The organism is Stanieria cyanosphaera PCC 7437 (assembly GCF_000317575.1).
GTDB lineage: Bacteria > Cyanobacteriota > Cyanobacteriia > Cyanobacteriales > Xenococcaceae > Stanieria > Stanieria cyanosphaera.
On the sequence record NC_019748.1, the window covers coordinates 4,483,045 to 4,506,716 of the forward strand.

Here is a 23,672-nt window from a genome sequence, read left to right on the forward strand (position 1 = left end):
CTTTGCAAAAAAAGTACCTAGTAACATACATAACTTTTTAAAAACCAACCTATTTAGATCAAAGAATATACAATACTTGGCGAGGTACGACTGTGGAACAAATCAATATTTTAAGTGTTTTAATTGACAATTTTAGTATGGCTGAGTTGTTAGAAAAACTCAGATATGGAGGTGTAGTTTTTACTCCTAATGTCGACCACATCATCAAATTACAAAAAGACCGAGATTTTTATCGCATTTATAAAACGGCTGATTACCGAGTCTGCGATAGTCAATTGTTATTGTATGCTTCTAAATTTCTTGGCACACCCTTAAAAGAAAAAATATCTGGTTCTGACTTATTTCCAGCTTTCTATTGGTACTACCGTAATGACGAAAACGTCAAGATCTTTTTATTAGGCGGTGTAACACAAGATGTAGTTGAAGATGCTCATCAAAATATTAACGATAAAGTTGGGTGCAATATGGTGATTGCTTCTTATTCCCCACCCTTTGGTTTTGAAAAAGACGAAATCGAATGTCAAAAAATTGTTCAGATGATTAATAATTCTGGAGCAACTGTTCTCGCAGTAGGTTTGGGCGCTCCTAAACAAGAAAAGTGGATTTATAAATACAAAGACCAACTACACAATATCAAACTATTTTTTGCAATTGGTGCAGCGATTGAGTTTGAAGCTGGTTACCGTCAGCGCGCACCCAAGTGGATGAGTATGGTTGGTTTGGAATGGTTGTTTAGATTAATGTTAGAACCCAAACGCCTTTGGAAAAGATATTTAGTAGAAGATTTGGCTTTTTTCGTGCTGATTATGTTACAAAAACTAAATTTACGTCCTCTTAGAAGAATGCGGGGAATGAGCGCACCTTGGAGCAGAAAATTAGCTGCGAAATAAACGAACGTGTTGATGTTGGTGAGTCATACTTGCTAATCCTAGACCAAAACTACAATTACAGAGGTCATCATCTGATAAAGAAATAATTGTTGTTGTTGCTTTAACAATGTCTTGATTAAGTTGAAACAATAATTTTTGACCCTTAGTCTGACCGAAAGGAATCACTCTTACTCCTACACTAATCAAATTTGCCGTCCAACTTTGTAAATAACCGAGTAAAGCATTCTCGGAACTCAACTGCCAGCAAGCAGCACCAATGCCAAAAGCAACGCAATAGTTACATTGTCTACCGAAAATTTGAACTAATTGTTCGATGGGAAGCAACTTCTTGTCAGTTTGTGGTTGTAATTCCCTTAGTAATCGTAAAAGAGAAGTTCCCATTTGCCAACTTTGATATCGTAATTCTGAAGATTCTTTAGCAGCACTACTCCAACTATTCCAATCATCAAGAGCCTGAACATCTCCTACTTTTAAACTGAAATAGGCTCTCAGCATAATTGCTGCTTCAAGACGGATCGCACCATAATTTAATTCTCTTTTTAACCACAGAGCTAAAGAGTCGGCAGTAGAAATTGCTCCTTGAGTAATTAAAGATTCTAATCCTTCTGAATAACTATACGCTCCTAAAGGTAAACTAGGACTAGTTAATTGAAGTAAAGATAAAATTGTTTCATTCATAATTGTGAATATGACCATAAGCCCCTATTTCTGGCTGAAAGGGAGCTATTTCTTCAATAACTTCTAAACCTAATTGAATTAATAAAGAAGATAAAACTGAATCGGGAGAAATTCTGAGATAGTCAGAAGTAATTTCTAAGGCTACATGACGATTGCCTAAATGATAAGCTGCTTTGATTAAATCTAAAGTAGTTTTGCCCCGAATAGTCATAACTGGTTCTGGTTTGGCCAAAACTCTTACAATCAGTTCTCCTGTTTCTGAACGCAACAAATTACCATCGTGAAGAACTGTTCCTCTAGGTAAATAGATATATATATACTGATTAGGAGTAAGTTCTAATTTTTGTCGCGATCGCTTTCTTTCTTCAGCAGTTAAAGAGATTGTCCAGGCTGGTTCTATTTTTTCTTCAGTGGAAAAACATTCTGTTAACCTAATCATAAAATAAATTTTGACAATAATTAAACAAAAAAATTCAGGATTAAAAAATAAAAAAATTAATAATTTTTAGTCAAGTTTAATATTTTCAAGAGAATAATATGGCTGAATTTTATTAAATGAGGGATACTAAAATTAACGGTGTGATTGAGAGGAATAGTGCGATGTGGGAAAGATTATTATTAGCTATTGCAGTAACTTTTTGTTTGTGTTTTTTGGTTCAATTAAGCGGAAATTCAGCAAAACCAACATTTTTTAGAACAAATTTTCGCCAAACTTCAAGTTTCATTTTTAGCATTCCGGTTTTCTCTCGATAACAATAAATTTTGACAAAAGATGGTTTTAAAACTAATCAGATTTAGTACAAATTTATTTAAAGAGTGTTATTGCTGAATTGAGAATATTACTTCAACAAATTTTAAAAGACAATCTTTGTGTTTAATTATAGTCTTGGATCTGTGTTCTGCCTCGGTATTGATACCAAAGGGTAAAGAGATCAAGACTTTTTTTTATCGTTTATCACATGAATAAAATAGAGTCAAAACTATGGTTTGTGTTGATTTATAAATCAATTTATCAATTACCAAAACTATTAAAATGGCATTTGAACTCCCATTTTAGGAGTAATATTGCCGTTAGCATCTAAATCGGCACTCACGCCAATTGAACCAATCCCCATTTTTGTTTTCCAAGAAGCAGTTCCTCCCAAAAGATTAGTATCATCATCGATTTTGGCACTCACACCAACTAAACCAACTCCAGTATCTATCGTTAGTTCTACACTACCTTGAGTAAAATTAGCTTGTTCGTCAAAATTACCATTCAAACCAACCGAACCTAAAAATAATTTAGTTTTCCAAGAAGCATTTCCTCCGGTAAAGCTCGTCTCATCATCAAAATTGCCACTTATTCCGATTGAACCAAAGGAAGTTTCGGTATTCCAAAAAGCATTGGTACTGATAAAATTAGCTTGTTCGTCAAACTTGCTACTAACTCCGACTGAACCAAGGGAAGTTTTAGCTTGCCAAGAGGCATTACCACCAGTAAATTGCGTCTCATTATTAAAATTGCCGTTAATTCCAATTAAACCAAGGGTGGTTTTAGCTTGCCAAGAGGCATTACCGCCAGTAAATTGCGTCTCATTATTAAAATTGCCGTTAATTCCAATTGAACCAAGAGAGGTTTTAGCTTGCCAAGAAGCATTACCGCCTGTAAATTGCGCTTGAGCATTAAGATTGGCATTGATATTTAAAGAACCAAATTCAGTTGCTGTCTGCAAAAAGGCTTTCCCACCAGTAAAAGTAGCTTCTTTGTTAAAATTGCCGTTAATTCCAATTGAACCGAAAACAGTTTGTTGTTTCCAACCCGTATTTCCTGCCGTAAAACTGGCTTCTTCAGGAATAATCAGAGTTTTATCTACTCTAAGAGGTGTAAAGTTGGTAGCGGTTGGTGGTGTAATAGTAGTTGAAGTTTGGCTGAGTCTGACAGGAGTAAAATTTTGGGCAGTTGGTGGTAAAAAATTGATTTGGCGAACAAACTCACCATTAACTGCGACAGAATTCAAAAAAGTTACCATCTCCTCGGCAAGATTACCGTTGTAATCAACTAAATTGTTGAACTCGGCACTAACTTGAACTGGTTCAATGAAACTTACTGAGGTTGTCAGAAGAATACCCGTCGTAATTAGCCACATTGATATAAATCTCCAATCAATCCTATTTTATAGCCATTTTTGCTCTCACAATCTTGAAATTTAGCTAATGCTTGGCGAGAGACTGTATTTGTATAACAGTTTAATGCGATCGCTGAACAAGTGTGTTGATTTAAGACATGATGTTTTGTGATCAATCAACAACGATTAAATTAATTATTCCCAATCTTGGTGTTAGATTTTGTAAATTTATGGCTAAACAAAAAGCTGATGCGTTAGAGAAATGTCAGAGTCCAAAAGCTTATTGTAAATTTTGTGCCAAAAAGCTAATCGTTTCAGTCCAAGCCTTTTCAGCAGCTTCAGGAACATAGCGATCGCCAGAAGGATTAGCAAAAGCGTGTCCTGCATTTTCATAAACTTGAATATCTGCTTGCTTACCTAATTCTTTTAAAGTAGCTTCAAACTTTTGTACTGTCGCTAGAGGAATACTTTCATCTTCTGCCCCAAAAATCCCTAAAATAGGCATAGTAAGGGTACTTAATTGCTCTTTGGTAGCTTCACCGATTTGACCGCCATAATAAATAACCGTTGCATCTAAGGCTTCAGGAAATAATAGTGCAGTTTGTAAAGACCAACTACCACCCAAACACCAACCAATTGAGCCTACTTTTGGGGCTTGTAGTTTTTCTGTCAGATAAGTGTAAGCTTGCTGTAAATTCTCCTGAGCTAAGGTAGGATTTTGACTTACTGTAGTCATCAATTCTTTGGCTCGCTCTGGTGATTGAGCAACTTGCCCGTTATACAAATCTACTGCTAGAACGTGATATCCTTCTCCCGCTAGTCTTCTAGTAACCGCTTCAATATTGTCATTAAGTCCCCACCATTCATGAATGGCAATCACACCAGGTAAACCATCAACTGCATTTTGAGGACGAGCCAGATAACCAGTTATTTTTTGCCCATTAACCGTAGCATATTGAACTTGTTCGGTTATTACAGGAGTAGCTGGTTCAGCTTGAGCCAAGGCTGTGGGAATAGGACTGTCATTTTGATGTACTGCTGCTAAAGATAGTGCTTGATCGCGACTGCTATTATACAGATTGATACCAACTAAAAAGACAAGCGACAATAATCCTGTAATCAGGAATTTCCAATTAAAAAAGCGAGAATTGATCATAATTGCAAGTATAAATAACTCAAAAAGAATATCTAAACCGAACTGAGCGATTACAGTTTTCCCTACTCATTCTAATCATTTTTGTTTGGGAGGACACGGGGCGCGAATTTAGTTCGCGCGTTTAAGATATCCGTGCAGAAAACCACACTTGGTAATGGAAAACAACCACACTTACATTTTTTTATCTCTCTTAATAACATAAGAATTGAAGTTAAAAATAGTTGATGTAACCAATCAATTAATCGAGTAAGTATTCATATTAAAAGAGAAAGAGTTATGACAATTATCCGTTATAATCCTTGGCAAGAAATTAATTCTTTACAACGTCAACTAAACCGTCTTTTTGATGAGAACGGTATGTTTGAGGTTGCCTCATCGGAACGCATTCCCTTGCTCGGTCAGCATTCCCTTGCGCCTTACGTCGGCGTGGGGTCTGACCGCTTACCGCCGACGCGGGGTCGTTCCTCCATTTCAGCCGTCCGTGATGCTTTAACTCCTAATTCTTGGGGTGAATTTTCTAATCTAGCTAAATTTCCTGCTGCTGAATTGACTGACACTGAAGATGCTATTCATCTCAAACTTGAAGTTCCTGGGATGTCTGCTAAAGATTTAGACATTCAAGTAACAGTAGACCATGTTTCAATCAGTGGCGAACGCAAATCAGAAACTAAATCTGAAGAAAATGGTAAAGTTCATTCCGAATTTCGTTACGGTAAATTCTCTAGAGTAATTCCTTTACCGGCACGAATTCAAAACAGCAACGTTACTGCTGAATACAAAAACGGTATTCTCAACTTAACTTTGCCAAAAGCTGAAGAAGAAAAGAATAAAGTCGTCAAAGTCAATCTTGGTGAAACTACTGTGTAATTTTTTCAATCCAAGGAATAGTTCTATAAAATAGTAGAGGCAATTCATGAATGCCCTCTACCGTTTTTGATCCCGATCAAGAGTGAGATTCACTATAATTAAATAAAAAACCGCCTCTAGATTTGGGCGGTCTGAATAAGCAATCGGAGGGTAATAATAGCTTAAGCTTTAATAAGCTCCGTTTTTGTAGCCAATTTAACTAAAAACCCTCTTGTATGACTTATTTTGAGGTATAAGTTTTAATTGGTTCTTGGATAAAGCGAATATAAAAATGTTTAAAAGTGGAACGAAGTACACGAGGTAAGCCAAAATCAATCGGCATCAGCGCGTCAGGTAATTTCCAATCCTCAATCTTTAAATTTATCGGATGCTGGTAAGGAAATTGTATTTGAGCTAAATCTGAACAACATCCTAACTTTGATTGCGCCACAATGGTAGGAATTAATTCAGGATTGACATTCAAAATTTCTGCGATCGCAATATCTAAAGCAAACACATCAGCAGATGCACCTAAAATTCCTAATTGACGCGGTTCTCCACCACTAGGGCCATTTCCTTGATGACCAATGATTCCATCAACAATAGTTAAACTAGGCGCGATCGCTTTGGCTGTTTCTACTAGCATCTCACCAAAACGGTGGACATCTTTACCTGCTTCCATGTGCCACCATGCCTTCATTTTACCTGGCACACAACCAAACAAATTTTTTACTCCCATCGTCAAAGTTAATTGCAGATGAGATTTGATTTTAGGTAAATTGATCACCACATCTGCATCCATCGCTTCTTTAGATAAACGCAGATGATCGAAACCATTACTTTCTATTTGATACCGTTGACCATGAAATTCAACGATGGGCAAATTTAATTCTTCAACTAGAGGCAAATAACCATTCGCTTTAGCAACTCCTTTAGCACTACCAAAAGCGGGACTATCCCCTAAAAAAGGTTTACCACCAGCTTCTTGTACCAATTGAGCGAGACAATAAACTATTTCAGGACGTGTAATACATTCCTTCGTCGGACGACTACCCGTTAATAAATTGGGTTTTAATAAAACGCGATCGCCTTCTTTAACAAAAGCGTTAATTCCTCCTAAAGGTTCAATTAAATATTGAATTTGTTTACGTAATTCTTTTAACTCGTAAGATTGAGCGCGGATTAAACTGACGGTATACATTAGAGCTTATCAATTAATACAGTTACCTTCCAACATAACTGTAATTGCTTCAAAAAAGAACTTCCTACCCAGTAACTCATAGGATAGGAAGTTTTCAAAACAATAGTAGTACGAGTAGAGATTAAGACATGATTGAACTTATTCAGGATTTGATTGTTCCCAACGGGCTAGGTTTCGCACCTTGACGACCCTGCCACATAGTATTTGTGTCCTAACTCTTTAGCGTATCGCTATAAAATTTAATAATTAACAGCTTAAGCAAGCGTACCAGACAAAGACTGTTCTTTAAGCAAAGTTGCTTTGTCAGTTTTTTCCCAAGGTAAATCTAAATCATTTCTACCAAAATGACCATAAGCAGCGACATCTTGATAGAAACGACCACCTCTTTCAGAAGGTAAACGACGCATATTTAAAGTCTGAATAATCCCAGCAGGACGAAATTCAAAATATTCTTTAACTAACGTCAAGAGTTTCTCTTCTGAAACTTTACCCGTTCCAAAAGTCTCTATAAAAATACTTACAGGTTTAGCTACACCGATCGCATAACTGACTTGTACCTCGCACTTATCAGCTAAACCAGCAGCGACAATATTTTTTGCCACATAACGACAAGCATAAGAAGCACTGCGGTCTACTTTAGTAGGGTCTTTACCCGAAAAAGCACCACCACCATGACGAGAATAACCACCGTAGGTATCAACAATAATTTTTCTGCCTGTTAAACCAGAATCTCCTTGAGGCCCACCAATCACAAATTTACCCGTCGGATTAACTAAAAAACGGGTATTTTGGTCTGGTTTGACACTCAAATCTCCAAAAACAGGCTGAACTACTGCTTCCCACAGGTCGGTTTTAATTTTATTTTGAACTGCACTACCTTCGGTAATTTCGCCAATAGTTTCGGTATGCTGAGTAGAAATTAAAATCGTATCAATGCCGATGGGTTGTCCATCTTCATAGATTACGGAAACTTGAGTTTTGCCATCAGGACGCAAATAAGCTAATTCGCCAGTTTTACGTACTGCTGCTAAACGACGAGACATCCGATGAGCTAAACTAATCGGCATCGGCATTAATTCAGGAGTTTCATTGCAGGCAAAACCAAACATAATGCCTTGATCTCCTGCACCAATTTGATCTAACTCATCCTCACTAAGTTCTTCACGCTGTTCTTGAGCAGCAGTTACACCTTGAGCAATATCTGGAGATTGTTCGTCTAATGCAACCAAAACAGAACAGCTATTAGCTGAAAAGCCATTTTCTGCATTAACATAGCCAATTTCGGCAATTTTCTGACGAGCTAAATCGACATAATTAACATGAGCTTGAGTACTAATTTCGCCTGTAATTAACACTAAGCCTGTGTTGACAACGACTTCTGCTGCAATGCGACTATGATGATCTTCTGATAGTAAAGCATCGACAATAGTATCAGAAATCTGGTCGCAAATTTTATCGGGATGACCTTCGGTGACAGATTCCGAGGTAAATAAATAACGACGGGACAACTATATTACCTCACTTAAATACAAGAAGTACAAAATTTTCAATTAAATTAACCTTATATAATAATGGTAAAATTGATTAATGCAAAACCTGAATTTGTTCCCAACAACCGATCTCGCTCCCAGCGAGGCACTTAGTAATCGCTACATCAGCTTTTTTTAGATGAGTCGCCTCAAAGCCATTCCAAGCAATTCCAATCGTGCCTGCTGCACCTGCTGCTTGAGCCATAATTATATCTCCTTGAGAATCTCCAATCATGACAGTACAGCTAGGCTCAACTTCTAATTTTTGACAAGCTTGAATAAATAACTGGGGATCGGGTTTAGTTAATCCGCGATCTGTACCCATCGCTAGTTGAATATAATCAGATAGTTGATGAATTTTCACAAATTCTTCTACTTTAGCTGTAGAATCAGCAGAAAGGATTCCCAATTTTAACCCGACTTGGGACAATAATTTAATTAATTCTAAACTGCCTGGAAACAGAGGCGCATTAACCGCAGTTTTCTGACAATATCGATCTGCTTCAACAAAAGCATTAGCTGCAATTTGTTTTGACTTAAACCAACTACATCCAGTTTCCGCAATATAGGCAGCAGCAGCAATCTCGTTTTCCTGACGACTGCCAACTGCCATCAATCCCGTCGGATCGAGAAAATTATTATCAATTCCAAAAGCCATCAACAAAGGTTCACCAATTCCAGGAATTTGGGCATCAATGATCCGCGCTCTGGTAATACCTAACTCTCTTAAAAAATTATGAGAATCTTCTAAAGTACCATCTTTATCAAAGATAATTGCTTGAATATTATTCCAGGCGCGATCGCAACATTTAATGGTGACCAAAAATTTATTGCTCCTCTTAAAAAGTTTTGATAAAAAAAAGAGGGCTTGATCCCTCAAGTATTTTTACAATCACTTTAATTTGAAATTAATTTTTTAGTCTTCTACGGCAGCAACCATTTCTTCTTCAGAAATCTCTTCGGTGGCATCTACTGCTGCGGTCTCTTCTTCTCCTTCCAAAGTCAATCCTTGTGCTTCAGCTAGTAGTTTCTGACGGTATTTTTCAGCCATTTCTTCTGCTTTTTCAAATACCAAATCTCGATTCTTCAACATATCTCCTGCTTCAGGTTCGAGTTGCTTCGTAGATAAAGAAATACGACCTCTTTCCGCGTCTAAGTCGATAATCATCACTTTCAGTTCATCATTGACATTGAAAACGCTATGAGGAGTATCAATATGGTCGTGAGAAATTTCTGAAATGTGTAGCAACCCACTTACACCACCAATATCAATAAATGCTCCATAAGGCTTGATTCCACGAACTGAACCTCTAACAACTTGACCGACTTCTAAACCATTCATCTTGCGTTCGACTAATGCTCGACGATGGCTTAAAACAAGACGATTGCGCTCTTCATCTACTTCTAAAAACTTCAGTGGTAAATCTTGTCCTACTAAATCTTCTTTAGCTTCTTTAGCACTAATATGAGAACCTGGAATAAAACCCCGCAATCCTTCAATTCTTACTAATGCTCCACCTCGATTTGTTGCGAAAACATTTGAGCGTACAGTAGCATCCTCCTGTTGAAGTTGTCTAACTCGTTCCCAAGCACGCATATACTCGATACGGCGAATCGAAAGAGTTAATTGTCCATCTTCATTTTCATCTGTAAGAATAAAAAATTCTCTGGTTTCATTTGGCTGAAGTACTTCAGCAGGATCATCGACTCTGTTAATCGACATCTCTTGGATAGGAATATAGGCAGCAGTTTTAGCACCAATGTCAATCAGAGCGCCTTTAGGTTCTACGCTAAATACTGTTCCTGGAACAACATCTCCAGGGCTAAAATGATAATCATACCGATCTAAAAGGGCAGCAAAATCCTCGTGTGTAAAACCAATATCTCTTGTGACGTTTTCTTTCTGATTGATCATGTGTGTTTATTGTCCTTGTGATTATTATCTCCTTGGTTAGCGTGCCTCCTGCTGATGTACACTCACTTTATACTGTGCAGCCTACACCTACATTGAGTTTTTTACCAACTTCTCTATCCCAAAAAAATTGGAGAATGATTATAAAGTAATAGTTTGTACTCAATGAGAAGAATTGTAGCCAAACTCTATTTACTTATCTTACCTTGTTCTGAAATTCATAACCGTCTTTGATAAGCATTTTAAAAGTTAGCAGGATGTGTGCTGGCATTGGCTAATTAGCCTTGATGTCAGATAGTTATACTTACCTAACTGGTAAAGTATAAACACAGAATTAATATCATATCCTAAAAATAACAGTTTTTAATCTTTATTTTTGTCAATGAGCAACCTCAAACTACTATTGACATCACCTAATCATTAGATTAGTTAAGAAATGCAATCCAATAAAGGAGTTGAAGCATTTTGCTGTTCTAAATTTTGCCAAATGTTATCGTCTTCTGAATTGTTTAAATCTTCTTTTTGTAAATGATTAAGAGTTTCAACAAAATCTTTAATGCCTTTAAACTTACGATAAACAGAAGCAAAGCGAACATAAGCTACTTCGTTTTCCTGACGCAGATATTTCAAAACTAACTCACCAATTTCATTGGTAGTAAACTCTCTTTCAAAACTTTGTTGTAATTGAGCTTCTATTTCATCTACAATTGCTTCAATTCTTTTATAAGTTATTTCAGTTTTTTCACAAGCTCGAATCATTCCCCGAATTAATTTAGAACGATCAAATGATTCTCTATTACCATCTCTTTTAATTACCGTAATTGGTACAAATTCAATTCTTTCATAAGTTGTAAAACGATGCTTACAGCGTAAACATTCTCTTCTTCTGCGAATACTTTGCCCACCTTCTGTAGAACGAGATTCTAAAACTCGACTTTCGGTACTTTGGCAATATGGACATTGCATGATAGCTACCAATCTAAACTACCGTCAGACTCCGATTTAGTTTTTTTATTTAGATTGCCTAAGCAATTTTTAATTAATCAAAACAAAATCTGAGCCGTAATTATATCTTACTTCTACCTAGAAGATAAAAAGTAAAAAACGGCTCAGTCTATTTAATCAAATTAAAACTGTTTAGTTTTGAGTAAGTTCTTTATTTTTCAATGCGAGGAGGTTCGCGAAACGCTATGGCAAAGAAGAGAACAGCTAATGCCATAGTTAAAATTAAAATATATGCAACGCTTTCCATTGTAAAAATTTCCTAATTGCGTCAATACGGTAGTTGGACAATCGGAAAAAACCTTTGAGTCTTTCACCGTCAATTTATAGTCTATCAAGAAAACAATCAAATAATTGTCTGGTTGACTAGTTAGTCATTACTTTTTCTCAAACTGAGAGAGAAGTAAGGTAAACAATCAAGCTTATAACTTACTACTCTCCCTGAAATAGGTATCAAGCTGTAAACAGAAAACCTATTTTAGATAGGTTGTCCGCGACGAGTACTTTTATCGCCAACTTTTTGATAAAAGCCCCATTCTACTTGTTCTGCTTCTAATTCTGGGTCAACACCAGCAAAGACATCTCGATAAAGAGTACGAGAACCATGCCAAATATGACCAAAGAAGAACAATAAAGCAAAGCAAGCATGACCAAAGGTGAACCATCCTCTGGGACTAGTGCGGAAGACACCGTCAGAGTTGAAAGTCTCAGTGTCAAAAGCAAAAGCTTCGCCTAACTGAGCTTTACGAGCATATTTTTTGACTACAAAAGGATCGTCAAAAGTTTGTCCGTCTAAAGCACCGCCATAGAAGGAGACAGTAATACCAGCTTGTTCAACACTTAGTTTTGATTCAGCACGACGGAAAGGAATATCTGCTCGAACTACACCATCAGAATCAGTTAGAACAACAGGGAAAGTTTCAAAGAAATTAGGCATTCGACGAACGTTCAATTCTCTGCCTTCACTATCTTTAAATACTGCGTGTCCCAACCATTCTTGAGCAATTCCATCACCGCTATCCATTGCTCCAGTACGGAATAATCCACCTTTAGCGGGACTATTACCTACATAGTCATAGAAAGCTAGTTTTTCAGGTATTTTTGACCAAGCTTGAGAAAGAGTATTGCCCGCAGCTAGGTTGTCTTCTACACGGCGTTGAATTTCGGTTTGGAAATAGCTTTGATCCCATTGATAACGAGTAGGACCAAATAACTCAATCGGAGTTGTAGCACTCCCGTACCACATAGTTCCTGCAACTACAAAAGCAGCAAAGAAAACAGCAGCAATACTACTGGAAAGTACAGTTTCAATGTTACCCATTCTCAATGCTCGATAAAGCCTTTCTGGAGGACGAACACTGAGATGGAATAAACCAGCGATAATTCCAACAACTCCAGCAGCAATGTGGTGAGCTACGACACCCCCTGGATTAAAGGGATTAAATCCAGCCGGTCCCCATTCAGGTGCTACTGGTTGAATGTGACCAGTTAGTCCATAAGCATCGGATACCCACATACCAGGTCCCCAAAGACCAGTTAAGTGGAAAGCTCCAAAACCAAAGCAAAGTAGACCAGATAGGAACAAGTGAATCCCAAACATTTTGGGTAAATCAAGCGCAGGTTGACCTGTACGAGTATCTTGGAATAGTTCTAAATCCCAATAAACCCAGTGCCAAACTGCTGCTAGGAACAACAAACCAGATAAAACGATGTGCGCAGCAGCAACACCTTCAAAAGACCAAAAACCTGGATTAACTCCAGTTTCTCCAGTAACGCTCCAGCCACCCCAAGAGCCAGTAACGCCTAGGCGTGCCATAAATGGTAGTACAAACATACCTTGACGCCACATGGGGTTGAGTACGGGATCGCTAGGATCAAAAAGAGCTAGCTCATAAAGAGCCATAGAACCTGCCCATCCTGCTACAAGAGCAGTATGCATTAGGTGTACGGATATTAAACGTCCTGGATCATTAAGAACGACTGTATGGACTCGATACCAAGGTAGTCCCATTGACTACGCTCCTCCTGTTGAGTGTTTTTGTCTACTTAGACTTTTTTTATTTGTAAGTTGGTTTATACGCTAAATCTCTTACCTGAAAACAGGATTTTGATTGTCAAATTCACTTGGTTTAAATTAAAACTAGATTATTTTTGACTGGATCAAAATGCAAGAGTTTAGACTTATCAAGGATGCCTTGAAATTTCTGTTTATTTAAAGAAGTGTAACTATTGTTAGAACCTATTGCAAGCGTTATGAATTCCAATCGCCCAAAGGTTAAGAATTATTACAAAAAATTAAAGTTATAATTTATTTTGATTAGAGACTGAGGTAACTAAAATTTCTGATTGAGCTAGAATTTCAATCACCTGCTCTGCGGTAATGAGGCGTTTTAATACTACTTGTCCAATATTTGGTGAAGCTCCGTTAAGATTTTGAGTTGGTTTAACTTCGACCATAATGACGGCATCTTCTACTTGATAAAGCCATAAAGTTTCTTGTTGTTGAACAATTCCACAATTAAGACGTTTAATTTGTGGCTTACGTCTCCAACTGTTTTCATCCCAAAGTCCGCCGAATTCCCAGACTCTGGTATAAGTCCATCCATCTGATAGAAAAAAGTATTTCACTGTAAATATTTACTGAGTGAGACTATAGTTAAGAGCAAGTAATAAATTTAATTTATCTGAATCTAAGTATAAAAGGTAATTGTTATGTCCATTTTTTAGATAATCAAAAAAATTTAGTTGCCTTAGTTGGAATTAGGCTTGAACAATTACTAAGTTGTAAAGATATTAAATTTTAATTTTTCATTGCTATTAAAATTAGATCGAAAACTGTTTAATTTCTTTAACTAGCGGTTTCCTCAAGCTGGCGATAATAAGAAGATAAGAAACGAGCGAGGTTATAAGCTGAAAGCGGTTTACTAAAGTAGTATCCTTGAACTTCTTGACATCCTTGTGCCTTTAAATATTCAAGTTGAGCCGAATTTTCTACTCCTTCGGCAGTAATATGCAAGTTTAAACTTTGAGCTAAAGCAATAATTCCTTTGGTAACGGCAGTATTATCGGGATTAGAAGGCACATCAAATAAAAAAGAACGATCTATTTTCAGAGTATCAATGGGAAACTGTTGTAAATAACTTAATGAAGAATAGCCAGTCCCAAAATCATCTAGTGAAAGGTTAATACCTCGATTTTTTAATTGTTTTAATAGTCGAATGGTTTGGTCAAAGTTTTCTACAAATAAACTTTCAGTAACTTCTAATTCTAAATAGCTAGGATTAAAACCAGTTTCTGCCAAAATTTTATCAATTTTTTTAATTAAATTGCTTTGTTTAAATTGGCTAACTGATAGATTAACTGATATTCGCAAGGATGGTAAACCTTCTTGCTGCCAAATTTGTTGTTGAATACAAGCACTTCTAAGAACCCATTCACCTATGGATAAAATTAGTTTCGTTTGTTCAGCAATTGGAATAAATTCGGTGGGAGGAACAAGTCCTAGTTGAGGATTTTGCCAGCGTAAGAGAGCTTCTACAGCAACAGGATAATTATTGGCAAGGTTGATTCGAGGTTGATAGTGAAGAAATAATTCTCCCCTTCTTAGAGCGTATCGAAGCTGTTCTTTAATTGCTAATCTTCTTTGAAGTTTGTCATTATTTTTAATTGAATAAAATTGGCAGTTTTGATGTTCTTCTTGGCGAGTTTGATAAAGGGCAGTGTTAGCATTTTGTAAAAGCTGTTCGACTGTAATGCCATCAAAGGGATAAACAGTAATACCAAGTTTAGGATTAGTAAAAATTTCTTTTCCAAACAAAGAAAAAGGTTTATTTAATAACTCTAGTAATTCTTGAGCAAAAACATTTAAATCGTCAAAATTCTTCAAGTTTTTTTTAATAATTCCAAATTCGTCTTCAGAAAGATGAGCAAGTAGAGCATTTTTTTGAATTTTATTCGCTAGTCGCAAGGCAATTTTTCTTTGTAATAAATCGCTAATTTTACGACCTAAAATACTATGAATATCTTTAAAGCTAGTTAAATGGACAATAATTACACCAATTTGTTGATTTTCATTAGCTTGAGCTAAGGTTTGTTGGAGAAGATTTTGAAATAAATGTTGATTGGGTAATCCAGTCAAATTATTGTAATTTGTTGTGTAACGGATTAATCGATCTAATTGCTTGATAGTTCGATTGGTATTTGCCATTAAAGTACCTACCTCATCATTAAAATAAGTTGGTAAGTTAGGTAATTTTTTTTGTTCAAGATAATGTTGTAATGCTTGCGAAGTTAGCTTTACTGGTGCTAACAGATGATGTAAGGCATAAAGAGTTGCTATAGTACCAAGTAAAGTAGCGATTATAGCGATCGCGAGAAGATGAATAGTCGCAGTTAAGGTTAATGAATGAGAGAAAACTACATAAGCCAAGATTGATAGAAGTGGTACATGAGTGCCTACAAAGGCAATCAACATAATTTTACTTTTATAAGTTTTGACACTTTTAAAGCGAGAAATTAAAGCATAGAGGTATAGACTTCTATCATTCATTTTTTTTTATAAAGCAAAAAAAACCGAAATACAGCGATATTTATTCCATAAAATATCTTTAAATAGACGGTAAAAGTCTAATTATTAATTAATTGTTTAGGATACTGGCTTTTTTTTACCAATTCCACATTACTGGATTGTTGTCCAGATAGTCTGTAACCTGTCTTCCAATTGCATCGATTGTTTGAATTTCTGCTTGAGAAAGTTTAATTTCTGTAGCTTTAGCATTAGCTGTTGCTTGAGTAGCATTGCGTGCGCCTGCAATGGCATTTGTTTGTGGTTGAGCAATTAACCAAGCTAGAGATAATTGAGCTAAAGTACAATGGTGAGCTTGAGCAATTGGGCGTAGTTGATCTAAAGCTTGTTGAGCGCGTTGATAGTTTTCTGCTTGGAAAAGTTTATTTTTGGCGCGGTGATCTCCTTCGGCAAATTGATGATTGCGGTCACATTTACCTGTGAGTAATCCTTGAGCTAACGAAGAGTAAGCTAAAATAGAAATATTATTTTCGATACAGTAGGGCATAGCATCGGTTTCTACTTGTCGCCAAAATAAAGAATAGGGTGGTTGTAAGCTATCAATTCTGCCATATTGAGAGGCTTCTTCTAATTGGTTACGAGAAAAATTAGAAACGCCAATGGTTCGGATTTTTCCTTGTTGTTTGAGATGATTTAAGGCATTCATGGTTTCTTCAAGGGGAACTAATTGTGTGTTAAAAGAACCAGAAGGCCAATGAATTTGGTATAAATCAAGGTAGTCTGTTTGGAGATTGCTTAAAGAGCGATCGCAAGCTGTTATTACTTCTTCATATTTTAGGTGATTGGCAAAGACTTTGGAGGCATACACTACTTGATCGCGGACATCGGATAATGCTTTGGCTACAATTTGTTCGGAATGTCCTTCACCGTAAATTTCTGCTGTATCTACAGTAGTTATTCCTGCTTCAAATGCTGCACGGATCGCTTGGATACTTTGATCGTCTTCTATTCCTACCCACATTTTTTTACCTGCTTGCCAAGTTCCCATTAAAATTGGGGTAATGTGAACATCTGATTGTCCAAGTTGTCTTTGTTCCATGATTTAAGTTTTGCTTTAAATGTATATATGCTAGTAAATAATTCGTAGAATATTTTATTTTTTAAAGTTTGAATTTATAAAATTTTTTGGAATATTTTGCTCAATTTTGTTGCTCTTTAAGCAATTAAGACTATTAAATATCACAAAGGAAAATTATTCTTTTTTCGAGGTAAGCGAATCGTAAAGATACTTCCTTGATGAGCTTGTACAATTGATGATGCGATCGCAAGTCCTAAACCAGAACCACCTGTCTGCCGAGAGCGATCGCTATTAATTTAGTTTTTGTTCGGCTTTAGGTATTCCAAAATTAAGCAAATACTATTAGTAGAATAATCTAAACCTAAATTACCTAATTGCAATTGTTGAGGTTCTAACTGAGGCGATCGCCTTTGTCAAGCTCGTAATCTAGCGAGTAATTCTAACATCCCAAAAGGTTTAACTAAATAATCATCCGCTCCTGCATCTAAACCAGTAACTTTATCTGCCATACTGTCTTTAGCCGTTAACATTAATACAGGCAAAGGATTATTTTTTTTCTCAATCTTTTTAATAATTCTACACCTGATAACCATGGTAATAACCAATCAAAAATAGCCAAATTATATTGAGTTTGTGGTGTATCTAAATAGTCCCAAGCTTCGATGCCATCTTGAATCCAGTCAACTACATAATTATTTTGATTGAGGGTGCGTTTAATTGCAACACCCAAATCTTCTTCATCTTCTACTAATAATAATTTCATTGAATTAAACCTATTGCTCGATAATTACTAATCCCTGTTGAATTGCCATAATAGCTGCCGAAGTGCGATCTCGTACTTCTAATTTTTGTAAAATAGCATGGACATGAACTCTAACCGTCCCGATCGTAATGTGGAGTTGTTGGGCAATTTCATTATTGCTTTTTCCTGCTGCAATTAAAGCTAAAATCTCTGTTTCTCTGCTTGTTAGAGGATTATTTTCATTAGTATCTTTCACAGAATAAGATTGAAATGCTGCACGAATTTCTGAGGTGATCGCTGCATCCCACCAAGAAGCCCCCGCAGCAACCGAACGCAAGGCTAAAATCAAGGTTTCGGCTTCAACTCCTTTGAGACAGTATCCCGACGCACCTACTGCAATTAACTGTTCGATTAATTGTTTTTTAAAATGGGAAGTTAAAACTAAAATGGGTATATTGGGATGTAATTGTTTGATTTTACGACAAGCTTCTACTCCGCCTATTCCTGGTAAACCAACATCGAGTAAAACCACATCAGGTAGATATTGATTGGTTAATTCTACCGCCATTTCTCCATCGCTCGCTTCGGCTAAGATTTCGATCCCTGCTTCTTGTTGTAATCTCACTACCAGTCCGAGGCGAAATAGTTCGTCATCTTCTACTAGCAAAAGGCGAATTGTATTCATAACGATAGTTAAATTTTTGCAGCCAATATTTTTGACCGTACAATATATTGTACCGATAGAGATTTAGAAATGTTCTACAACTGATTGCAATTATAAAACAAAACCCCTATCAACCTCCCTATGAAAAATTATTAGGTAACTTAAAAGGTTACTATTCAAGGAGAATTAATATTAAGCATCGTCTGATTTATTCTGTGAATGATGTCACTAAAACGATTAGAATTATTTCTGTTTGGTCGCACTATGAATAAAAACTGATTACTCGGCAATAGCTGGTAAACGAAAACCAAACATTGCACCTTGAGGTAAGCGATTTTCTGCCCAAATTGTACCTCCATGAGCATAAATAATTTGTCTGGCTAAATATAATCCTAAGCCTGAGCCAGTAGAAGCACGAGCAGAAAAATTATCTTTACTTGAATCATTGCCTCCTTGATAAAAACGCTCAAACAAATGAGGTAATTCGGTTGAGCTAATTCCTTTACCACTATCGAGAACTTTGATGACATGAAATTCACCATCACTAGCTAAGTGTATTTCAACTTTGCCATTACGAGGTGAGTGATTGATCCCATTAACAATTAAATTATTAAAAACTCTTTGTAGTTGCAAGGCATCCCCATTCACAAAAAAACGAGAACGAAAATTAGATTCATTATGAGTCAAGAAAAGATAAACTTGACGGGTTGTAGCTAGATTGGTTAAGTTAGCAATTACTTCCGATGCGATCGCACTTAAATCTATAGTTTCGCGTTTGAGTTGAATTCCTTCAATATCATTCCGATAAACATCCAATAGAGTTTGCACTAATTCCAAACTAGAGCGATGGGAATTACTCATCATGGTTAAAACTTTAGCTTGGGTAGGAGTAATTGCGCCAAATTGCCCATTTTGAAAGGCGTTAATAGTTTCAATCGCCCCTAGTAAGGGAGTTTTGAGATCGTGAGTTAGGGTAGAAACGAAATCTTCTCGTAAAATAGCTAATTGTTGTTGAGTGCGTAATTGAGCTTGGGAACGAGCTACTGCTTCTTCAGAGTAACGATTGCGAATACTTAACCAACCCGTAACTGCTAGTGCCATGACAGCAATTAATCTATTAGCGATCGTAGCAGGATTGTGCGGTTCGAGGTTAGGGAAAAATAAATTAAAAATAGTTAAAGCGATCGCGCTTAAGGTAACTCGCCAGATAGTTTTAGTACTTAAATTGTGATTTGCCAGCAAAATTGTTCCCGTATACAAATAACCAAAGACATATTCTGGTGGGGTAGTGTATTCCAAAATAATTACGCTCGCAAAAGTAAGAATAATTAGCCAAACAATGCGATCAAGACGATTGATAAATTGAAAATATATTTGACATATCATGAAATATATGCACTAAAAAAGACAAAACAGATGTGCCGAAGAAAATAAGAGAATTGAAAGCAATGCTTCTCAAAGCTGGTTTTGAATTGATGCCTAAACGAGGTAAAGGTAGTCATGCAATATATCAATATCCTGGGACTACGATTAGAGTAAACTTACCTGGAAAAGATGGATCGAATGCCAAATCATATTCATAAAAACAAGTAAAACAAGCTATACAAAGAGCAAAAAATGAATCATAAATATCAAATTACTATTGCCTGAAGTCCAGAAGATGAATGTTATTTAGTTTATCTTCCAGATTTTGCTGATGAGATTATGCAACCTGTTACTTATGGAGAAACCTATCAAGAAGCTTTACAATCTGGTTTGGAGGTAATGGACGAACTGATATTACATTTACAAGCTGAAGGAAAACCATTACCAGTAGCTAAATTAGTGTCGGCTTAATCTAATTTTATCAGGATAGATGGCTACAAAAAACTACAATTTTGCTTTAGTTGATCGCTTCGCTTTATAAAATATTGTGTTTTATATTTAATTTGCTTAGACTAAACTAGTAAGTATGATATTTATCATACTTAAGTCTAAATTTATGCAAAAGAAAATTGCTATTACTATAGACGAAAATTTATTAGCAGAAATTGATTATTTAGTAGAACAAAAAATATATCCTAATCGTTCTCAAGCAATAGCAGCTAATCTTGAAGCTAATCGAAACTTTCTACGTCGTCAAAGATTTGAAATTGAGTGTGCCAAACTCGAACCAAAAGAAGAACAAGAGTTTGCTGAATGGGGAGGATTTGACGATTGGATGGAAGAATATTGAGAAGAGAAATTTATTGGGCAAATTTAAATCCTATACGTGGTAGAGAACAAGGTGGAAATCAACCAGTATTAATTATTAGTAATAATATTTTTAATCAACGTTCTGGAACAACGGTAATTCTAGCAATTACGAGCGTTAAACTTAGAGTAAAATATCCTTTGATTTTAGAATTAGATTGCTCATCTTTACCTAAACAATCTTGGGTTAAAATTACTCAAATTCGTACTATTTCAAATGAAAGAATTGGAGATTACATCGGTCAAATAGATATTGCACAGATGAAAGAAATTATTTTAGCAATTGACGATCTAATTGGAGAAGATTAACAGATAATTGAGCGCGATCACTTTTTTCAAATTTTTTCGCTTCAAATATCTAGCTATGATATATAAATAAATCGTAACTAGATTTGTGTCATGACAACTAAAAGTGATGTCATTGTTAGCGATCCAGAACTTATGGGAGGAACTCCTGTATTTAGAGGAACTCGCGTCCCCATTAAAAACTTAATTGATTATTTAGAAGCAGGAGATTCACTAGATACATTTCTCGATCATTTTCCCAGTGTTACTAAACAAGATGCCATATCTGTTCTAGAATTGGCTAAGGAAATGCTAATTACTTATGCGCATCCTGCTTGATGAGTGTGTTCCTAACCCTTTAAAACGAGAATTTGCTGATTTAGATATTAAAACAGTCAGAGAAATGGGATGGTCGGGAACAAAAAATGGAGTATTACTAAAATTAATATCTGAGTCAGAATTTACTATTTGGCTAACGAGTGACCGTAATATAAAATACGAGCAAAATCTACAACAAGCCGGTATTGCAGTAATAGTTATGGTAGCCCGTACAAATCGTATTTCCGATTTATTGCCATTAATCCCAAAAGTACGTGAAACTTTGTTTACTGTTAAGCCAGGGGAATTAATTGAAGTTGGTAGTTATTGAGTATTACAAGTGTTTTAATTTATATCATAAAGAAACTGAACTCAAAAGCGATCGCTCTTCAACCTTAAATCTATCTATTTTTACGTTACTAATAATAATTAAAATATTTCTTGATTCGTATATATATCTCCTATAACTGCAAGTATATACATCTATATTTAGATTTAAATATTAGTAAATAGACTAAAAATTATAATAATTGATAAATTGTCAGCTAATCGAAATCTTGAAATAATTATTTTATTAGACCGCAAATAAATTTTTGCTTTGATAAGATGATTCAAGGTTTTATTCAAATAGCTTTGACGCTATTAATTGTAGTTTTAATTGTGCCGTGGTTTGGCAATTATATGGCTCGTATTTTTCTAGCACAGAAAACTATTTTAGAGCCGATCGCACAACCACTTGAAAAATTAATTTATACAGTTGGTGGTATTAATTACCAAAAAAATATGACAGGTTGGCGGTATGCCAGAAGCGTACTGATTAGTAACCTAGTTATGTTAGTATTTGTGTTTTTAATCCTAATTTTTCAGGGCCTTTTACCTTTAAATCCGACGGGTTTAACTGCACCGAGTTGGGATTTAGCTTTGCATACAGCTATTTCTTTTGTTACTAATACTAATCAACAGCATTATTCTGGAGAAACTACTTATTCTTATGCTTCCCAAATGTTCGCTTTGGGATTTATGATGTTTACTTCCGCAGCAACAGGAATTGCTGTCGCGATCGCATTTATTCGTGGTTTAACAGGCAATCCTTTAGGTAATTTTTATGTAGATTTAACTAAATCAATTACTCGTATTTTATTACCAATCTCAATAGTAGGTGGTATTGTCTTATTAATCTTAGGTGTACCAGAAACTTTAGCCCCACCAGCAGTTGCTAATACTTTAGAAGGTGCAACTCAATATATCGCTAGAGGGCCTGTTGCTCATTTTGAAATTATTAAACAATTAGGGGAAAATGGCGGTGGTTTTTTTGGCATTAATTCTGCCCATCCCTTTGAAAATCCGAATGGTTTTTCAAACTTAATTGAAACCGTAATTATGTTAGTTATTCCTACCTCTTTAATTTATACCTACGGAGTTATAGCGGGAAATAAAAAACAAGGTTGGCTAATATTTGGGATGGTATTTATTATTTATGTAATTTTAATTGTAATTTCAGCAGTAGGAGAATATTACGGCAACCCAATTATTAACAATTTTCTGGGTACAAATGCACCTAATTTAGAAGGAAAAGAAGTTCGTTTTGGGTGGGCGCAGACTGCTTTATGGGCAGTGACTACGACAGGAACGATGTGTGGCGCAGTTAATGGAATGCACGATTCTTTAATGCCGACTGGTGGTTTTGCTACTTTATTTAATATGTTTCTACAAATAGTTTGGGGTGGACAAGGTACGGGTACAGCGTATTTATTTGTGTTCCTTATTTTAACTGTATTTCTAACAGGTTTAATGGTAGGAAGAACCCCAGAGTTTTTAGGAAGAAAAATTGAAAAACAACAAATCGTTTTAGCTAGTGTGATTTTGCTAGTTCATCCCATTGCTGTTTTAATTCCCAGTGCGATTACTTTTATTAATCCAGACACTTTAGCAGGTATTAGTAATCCTGGTTTTCATGGCGTTTCCCAAGTTGTTTATGAATATACCTCCGCAGCAGCTAATAATGGTTCGGGTTTTGAAGGCTTAGGAGATAATACTGTCTGGTGGAATCTTACCGCAGCAGCATCAATGATTATAGGAAGATATATTCCCATTGTTGCCTTACTTTTACTCGCTGATAACATGACTCGCAAACAACCAGTACCCAAAACTCCTGGAACTTTGCGTACCGATACAACCTTATTTACTGGAGTTACAGCAGGAGTCATTTTAATTCTCGGCGCACTTACCTTTTTCCCAGTCTTGGCATTAGGGGCAATTGCTGAAGGATTTGAAATCGCTAAAAATTTATAAGATCGAAGCTAACAATTCAAGGAGAAAAATAATGTCCCTGCAACTATAACACTACGTATTTAGGTTAGGACACGCAAATCTTGTCAGGGCGAGAGCGCCAATCGCCCCTACGATTTACAATAATGTCCTAATCTTTCTTTGTACTGCTATAACTATCGATTATCCTGAAAACTTGCCCGATGCGATCGCCCTCAACAAAGAAGAATTATCAGAC

At 36.0% G+C, this 23,672-nt stretch carries 25 protein-coding genes and 3 pseudogenes; 10 read left to right on the top strand and 18 right to left on the bottom strand.

Features of this window, described 5'->3' with window-relative positions:
- Positions 1-92 precede the first annotated feature (92 nt).
- A complete protein-coding gene (locus tag STA7437_RS19585) occupies positions 93-890 on the top strand; it encodes a WecB/TagA/CpsF family glycosyltransferase (RefSeq protein ID WP_015195123.1) in 798 nt (265 codons plus the stop codon).
- Here STA7437_RS19585 and STA7437_RS19590 read toward each other — a convergent pair.
- The 4 genes from STA7437_RS19590 to STA7437_RS19605 form a co-directional block, all read right to left on the bottom strand.
- Positions 876-1,568 carry an urease accessory protein UreF gene (locus STA7437_RS19590; RefSeq protein WP_015195124.1) on the bottom strand — a complete coding sequence of 231 codons (693 nt, stop codon included), beginning with the start codon at positions 1,566-1,568 and terminating at the stop codon, positions 876-878. The two genes, STA7437_RS19585 and STA7437_RS19590, sit on opposite strands and share 15 nt — an antisense overlap.
- Positions 1,561-2,007, bottom strand: a complete 447-nt coding sequence (gene ureE, locus STA7437_RS19595; protein ID WP_015195125.1) for an urease accessory protein UreE — start codon at positions 2,005-2,007, stop codon at positions 1,561-1,563. The genes STA7437_RS19590 and ureE overlap by 8 nt, the downstream gene beginning before the upstream one ends.
- Before the next feature lie 589 nt (positions 2,008-2,596).
- Positions 2,597-3,697, bottom strand: a complete 1,101-nt coding sequence (locus STA7437_RS19600) for a hypothetical protein (protein WP_015195126.1) — start codon at positions 3,695-3,697, stop codon at positions 2,597-2,599.
- A gap of 259 nt (positions 3,698-3,956) precedes the next feature.
- A complete protein-coding gene (locus STA7437_RS19605; protein ID WP_015195128.1) occupies positions 3,957-4,832 on the bottom strand; it encodes a dienelactone hydrolase family protein in 876 nt (291 codons plus the stop codon).
- Between the two features lie 276 nt (positions 4,833-5,108).
- On the opposite strand from STA7437_RS19605, the gene STA7437_RS19610 reads away from it, so the two are divergent.
- Positions 5,109-5,699: an Hsp20/alpha crystallin family protein gene (locus tag STA7437_RS19610; protein WP_015195129.1), complete on the top strand. Its 591-nt coding sequence runs from the start codon at positions 5,109-5,111 to the stop codon at positions 5,697-5,699.
- 220 nt (positions 5,700-5,919) lie between these two features.
- Here the strand turns inward: STA7437_RS19610 and STA7437_RS19615 are convergent, their stop codons facing one another.
- From STA7437_RS19615 to STA7437_RS19670, 13 genes and pseudogenes are all read right to left on the bottom strand, one after another.
- A complete protein-coding gene (locus STA7437_RS19615; RefSeq protein ID WP_015195130.1) occupies positions 5,920-6,879 on the bottom strand; it encodes a DUF362 domain-containing protein in 960 nt (319 codons plus the stop codon).
- 254 nt (positions 6,880-7,133) lie between these two features.
- Positions 7,134-8,387 (bottom strand): methionine adenosyltransferase, encoded by a 1,254-nt coding sequence (gene metK / locus STA7437_RS19620; protein ID WP_015195131.1) that lies wholly within the window; start codon positions 8,385-8,387, stop codon positions 7,134-7,136.
- A gap of 76 nt (positions 8,388-8,463) precedes the next feature.
- Positions 8,464-9,231, bottom strand: coding sequence for an HAD family hydrolase (locus STA7437_RS19625; protein WP_015195132.1), 768 nt, complete (start codon positions 9,229-9,231; stop codon positions 8,464-8,466).
- A gap of 93 nt (positions 9,232-9,324) precedes the next feature.
- Positions 9,325-10,323, bottom strand: coding sequence for a 30S ribosomal protein S1 (locus STA7437_RS19630; protein WP_015195133.1), 999 nt, complete (start codon positions 10,321-10,323; stop codon positions 9,325-9,327).
- Between the two features lie 426 nt (positions 10,324-10,749).
- On the bottom strand, positions 10,750-11,286 hold the full coding sequence (gene nrdR / locus STA7437_RS19635) for a transcriptional regulator NrdR (protein WP_015195134.1): 537 nt from the start codon (positions 11,284-11,286) through the stop codon (positions 10,750-10,752).
- A gap of 190 nt (positions 11,287-11,476) precedes the next feature.
- Entirely contained in the window at positions 11,477-11,572 is a 96-nt protein-coding gene (locus tag STA7437_RS19640; protein WP_013321375.1) for a photosystem II reaction center protein T, read from the bottom strand.
- Positions 11,573-11,800: 228 nt separating this feature from the next.
- Positions 11,801-13,333 carry a photosystem II chlorophyll-binding protein CP47 gene (gene psbB, locus STA7437_RS19645; protein ID WP_015195135.1) on the bottom strand — a complete coding sequence of 511 codons (1,533 nt, stop codon included), beginning with the start codon at positions 13,331-13,333 and terminating at the stop codon, positions 11,801-11,803.
- Between the two features lie 290 nt (positions 13,334-13,623).
- Positions 13,624-13,950 carry a hypothetical protein gene (locus tag STA7437_RS19650; protein ID WP_015195136.1) on the bottom strand — a complete coding sequence of 109 codons (327 nt, stop codon included), beginning with the start codon at positions 13,948-13,950 and terminating at the stop codon, positions 13,624-13,626.
- A gap of 220 nt (positions 13,951-14,170) precedes the next feature.
- Positions 14,171-15,871 (bottom strand): putative bifunctional diguanylate cyclase/phosphodiesterase, encoded by a 1,701-nt coding sequence (locus tag STA7437_RS19655; RefSeq protein ID WP_015195137.1) that lies wholly within the window; start codon positions 15,869-15,871, stop codon positions 14,171-14,173.
- Positions 15,872-15,986: 115 nt separating this feature from the next.
- Positions 15,987-16,946: an aldo/keto reductase gene (locus tag STA7437_RS19660; RefSeq protein WP_015195138.1), complete on the bottom strand. Its 960-nt coding sequence runs from the start codon at positions 16,944-16,946 to the stop codon at positions 15,987-15,989.
- Positions 16,947-17,086: 140 nt separating this feature from the next.
- Positions 17,087-17,221 (bottom strand): annotated as a pseudogene (locus STA7437_RS27765) (sensor histidine kinase); the annotation flags it as partial.
- A gap of 39 nt (positions 17,222-17,260) precedes the next feature.
- Positions 17,261-17,688: pseudogene (locus tag STA7437_RS27770) on the bottom strand (response regulator transcription factor); the annotation flags it as partial.
- 10 nt (positions 17,689-17,698) lie between these two features.
- Positions 17,699-18,352 carry a response regulator gene (locus STA7437_RS19670; protein WP_015195139.1) on the bottom strand — a complete coding sequence of 218 codons (654 nt, stop codon included), beginning with the start codon at positions 18,350-18,352 and terminating at the stop codon, positions 17,699-17,701.
- A 71-nt stretch (positions 18,353-18,423) separates the two neighbouring features.
- Here STA7437_RS19670 and STA7437_RS25585 point away from each other — a divergent pair.
- Positions 18,424-18,603, top strand: a pseudogene (locus STA7437_RS25585) (Txe/YoeB family addiction module toxin); the annotation flags it as partial.
- Between the two features lie 7 nt (positions 18,604-18,610).
- Here the strand turns inward: STA7437_RS25585 and STA7437_RS19675 are convergent.
- A complete protein-coding gene (locus STA7437_RS19675) occupies positions 18,611-19,717 on the bottom strand; it encodes a sensor histidine kinase (RefSeq protein ID WP_015195140.1) in 1,107 nt (368 codons plus the stop codon).
- Between the two features lie 32 nt (positions 19,718-19,749).
- On the opposite strand from STA7437_RS19675, the gene STA7437_RS25590 reads away from it, so the two are divergent.
- The 7 genes from STA7437_RS25590 (at position 19,750) to kdpA (ending at position 23,458) form a co-directional block, all read left to right on the top strand.
- Positions 19,750-19,914, top strand: a complete 165-nt coding sequence (locus tag STA7437_RS25590; protein WP_071882343.1) for a type II toxin-antitoxin system HicA family toxin — start codon at positions 19,750-19,752, stop codon at positions 19,912-19,914.
- Between the two features lie 121 nt (positions 19,915-20,035).
- Positions 20,036-20,167, top strand: a complete 132-nt coding sequence (locus STA7437_RS27475) for a type II toxin-antitoxin system HicB family antitoxin (RefSeq protein WP_281169236.1) — start codon at positions 20,036-20,038, stop codon at positions 20,165-20,167.
- 145 nt (positions 20,168-20,312) lie between these two features.
- A complete protein-coding gene (locus tag STA7437_RS19685; RefSeq protein ID WP_015195141.1) occupies positions 20,313-20,546 on the top strand; it encodes a ribbon-helix-helix domain-containing protein in 234 nt (77 codons plus the stop codon).
- Positions 20,528-20,872 carry a type II toxin-antitoxin system PemK/MazF family toxin gene (locus STA7437_RS19690; protein ID WP_015195142.1) on the top strand — a complete coding sequence of 115 codons (345 nt, stop codon included), beginning with the start codon at positions 20,528-20,530 and terminating at the stop codon, positions 20,870-20,872. Before STA7437_RS19685 ends, STA7437_RS19690 begins: the two co-directional genes overlap by 19 nt.
- A gap of 90 nt (positions 20,873-20,962) precedes the next feature.
- Positions 20,963-21,187, top strand: coding sequence for a DUF433 domain-containing protein (locus STA7437_RS19695; RefSeq protein WP_015195143.1), 225 nt, complete (start codon positions 20,963-20,965; stop codon positions 21,185-21,187).
- Positions 21,171-21,497 carry a DUF5615 family PIN-like protein gene (locus STA7437_RS19700; RefSeq protein ID WP_015195144.1) on the top strand — a complete coding sequence of 109 codons (327 nt, stop codon included), beginning with the start codon at positions 21,171-21,173 and terminating at the stop codon, positions 21,495-21,497. The genes STA7437_RS19695 and STA7437_RS19700 overlap by 17 nt, the downstream gene beginning before the upstream one ends.
- A 275-nt stretch (positions 21,498-21,772) precedes the next feature.
- Entirely contained in the window at positions 21,773-23,458 is a 1,686-nt protein-coding gene (kdpA, locus tag STA7437_RS19705) for a potassium-transporting ATPase subunit KdpA (RefSeq protein ID WP_015195145.1), read from the top strand.
- The last annotated feature ends 214 nt before the right edge of the window (positions 23,459-23,672 follow it).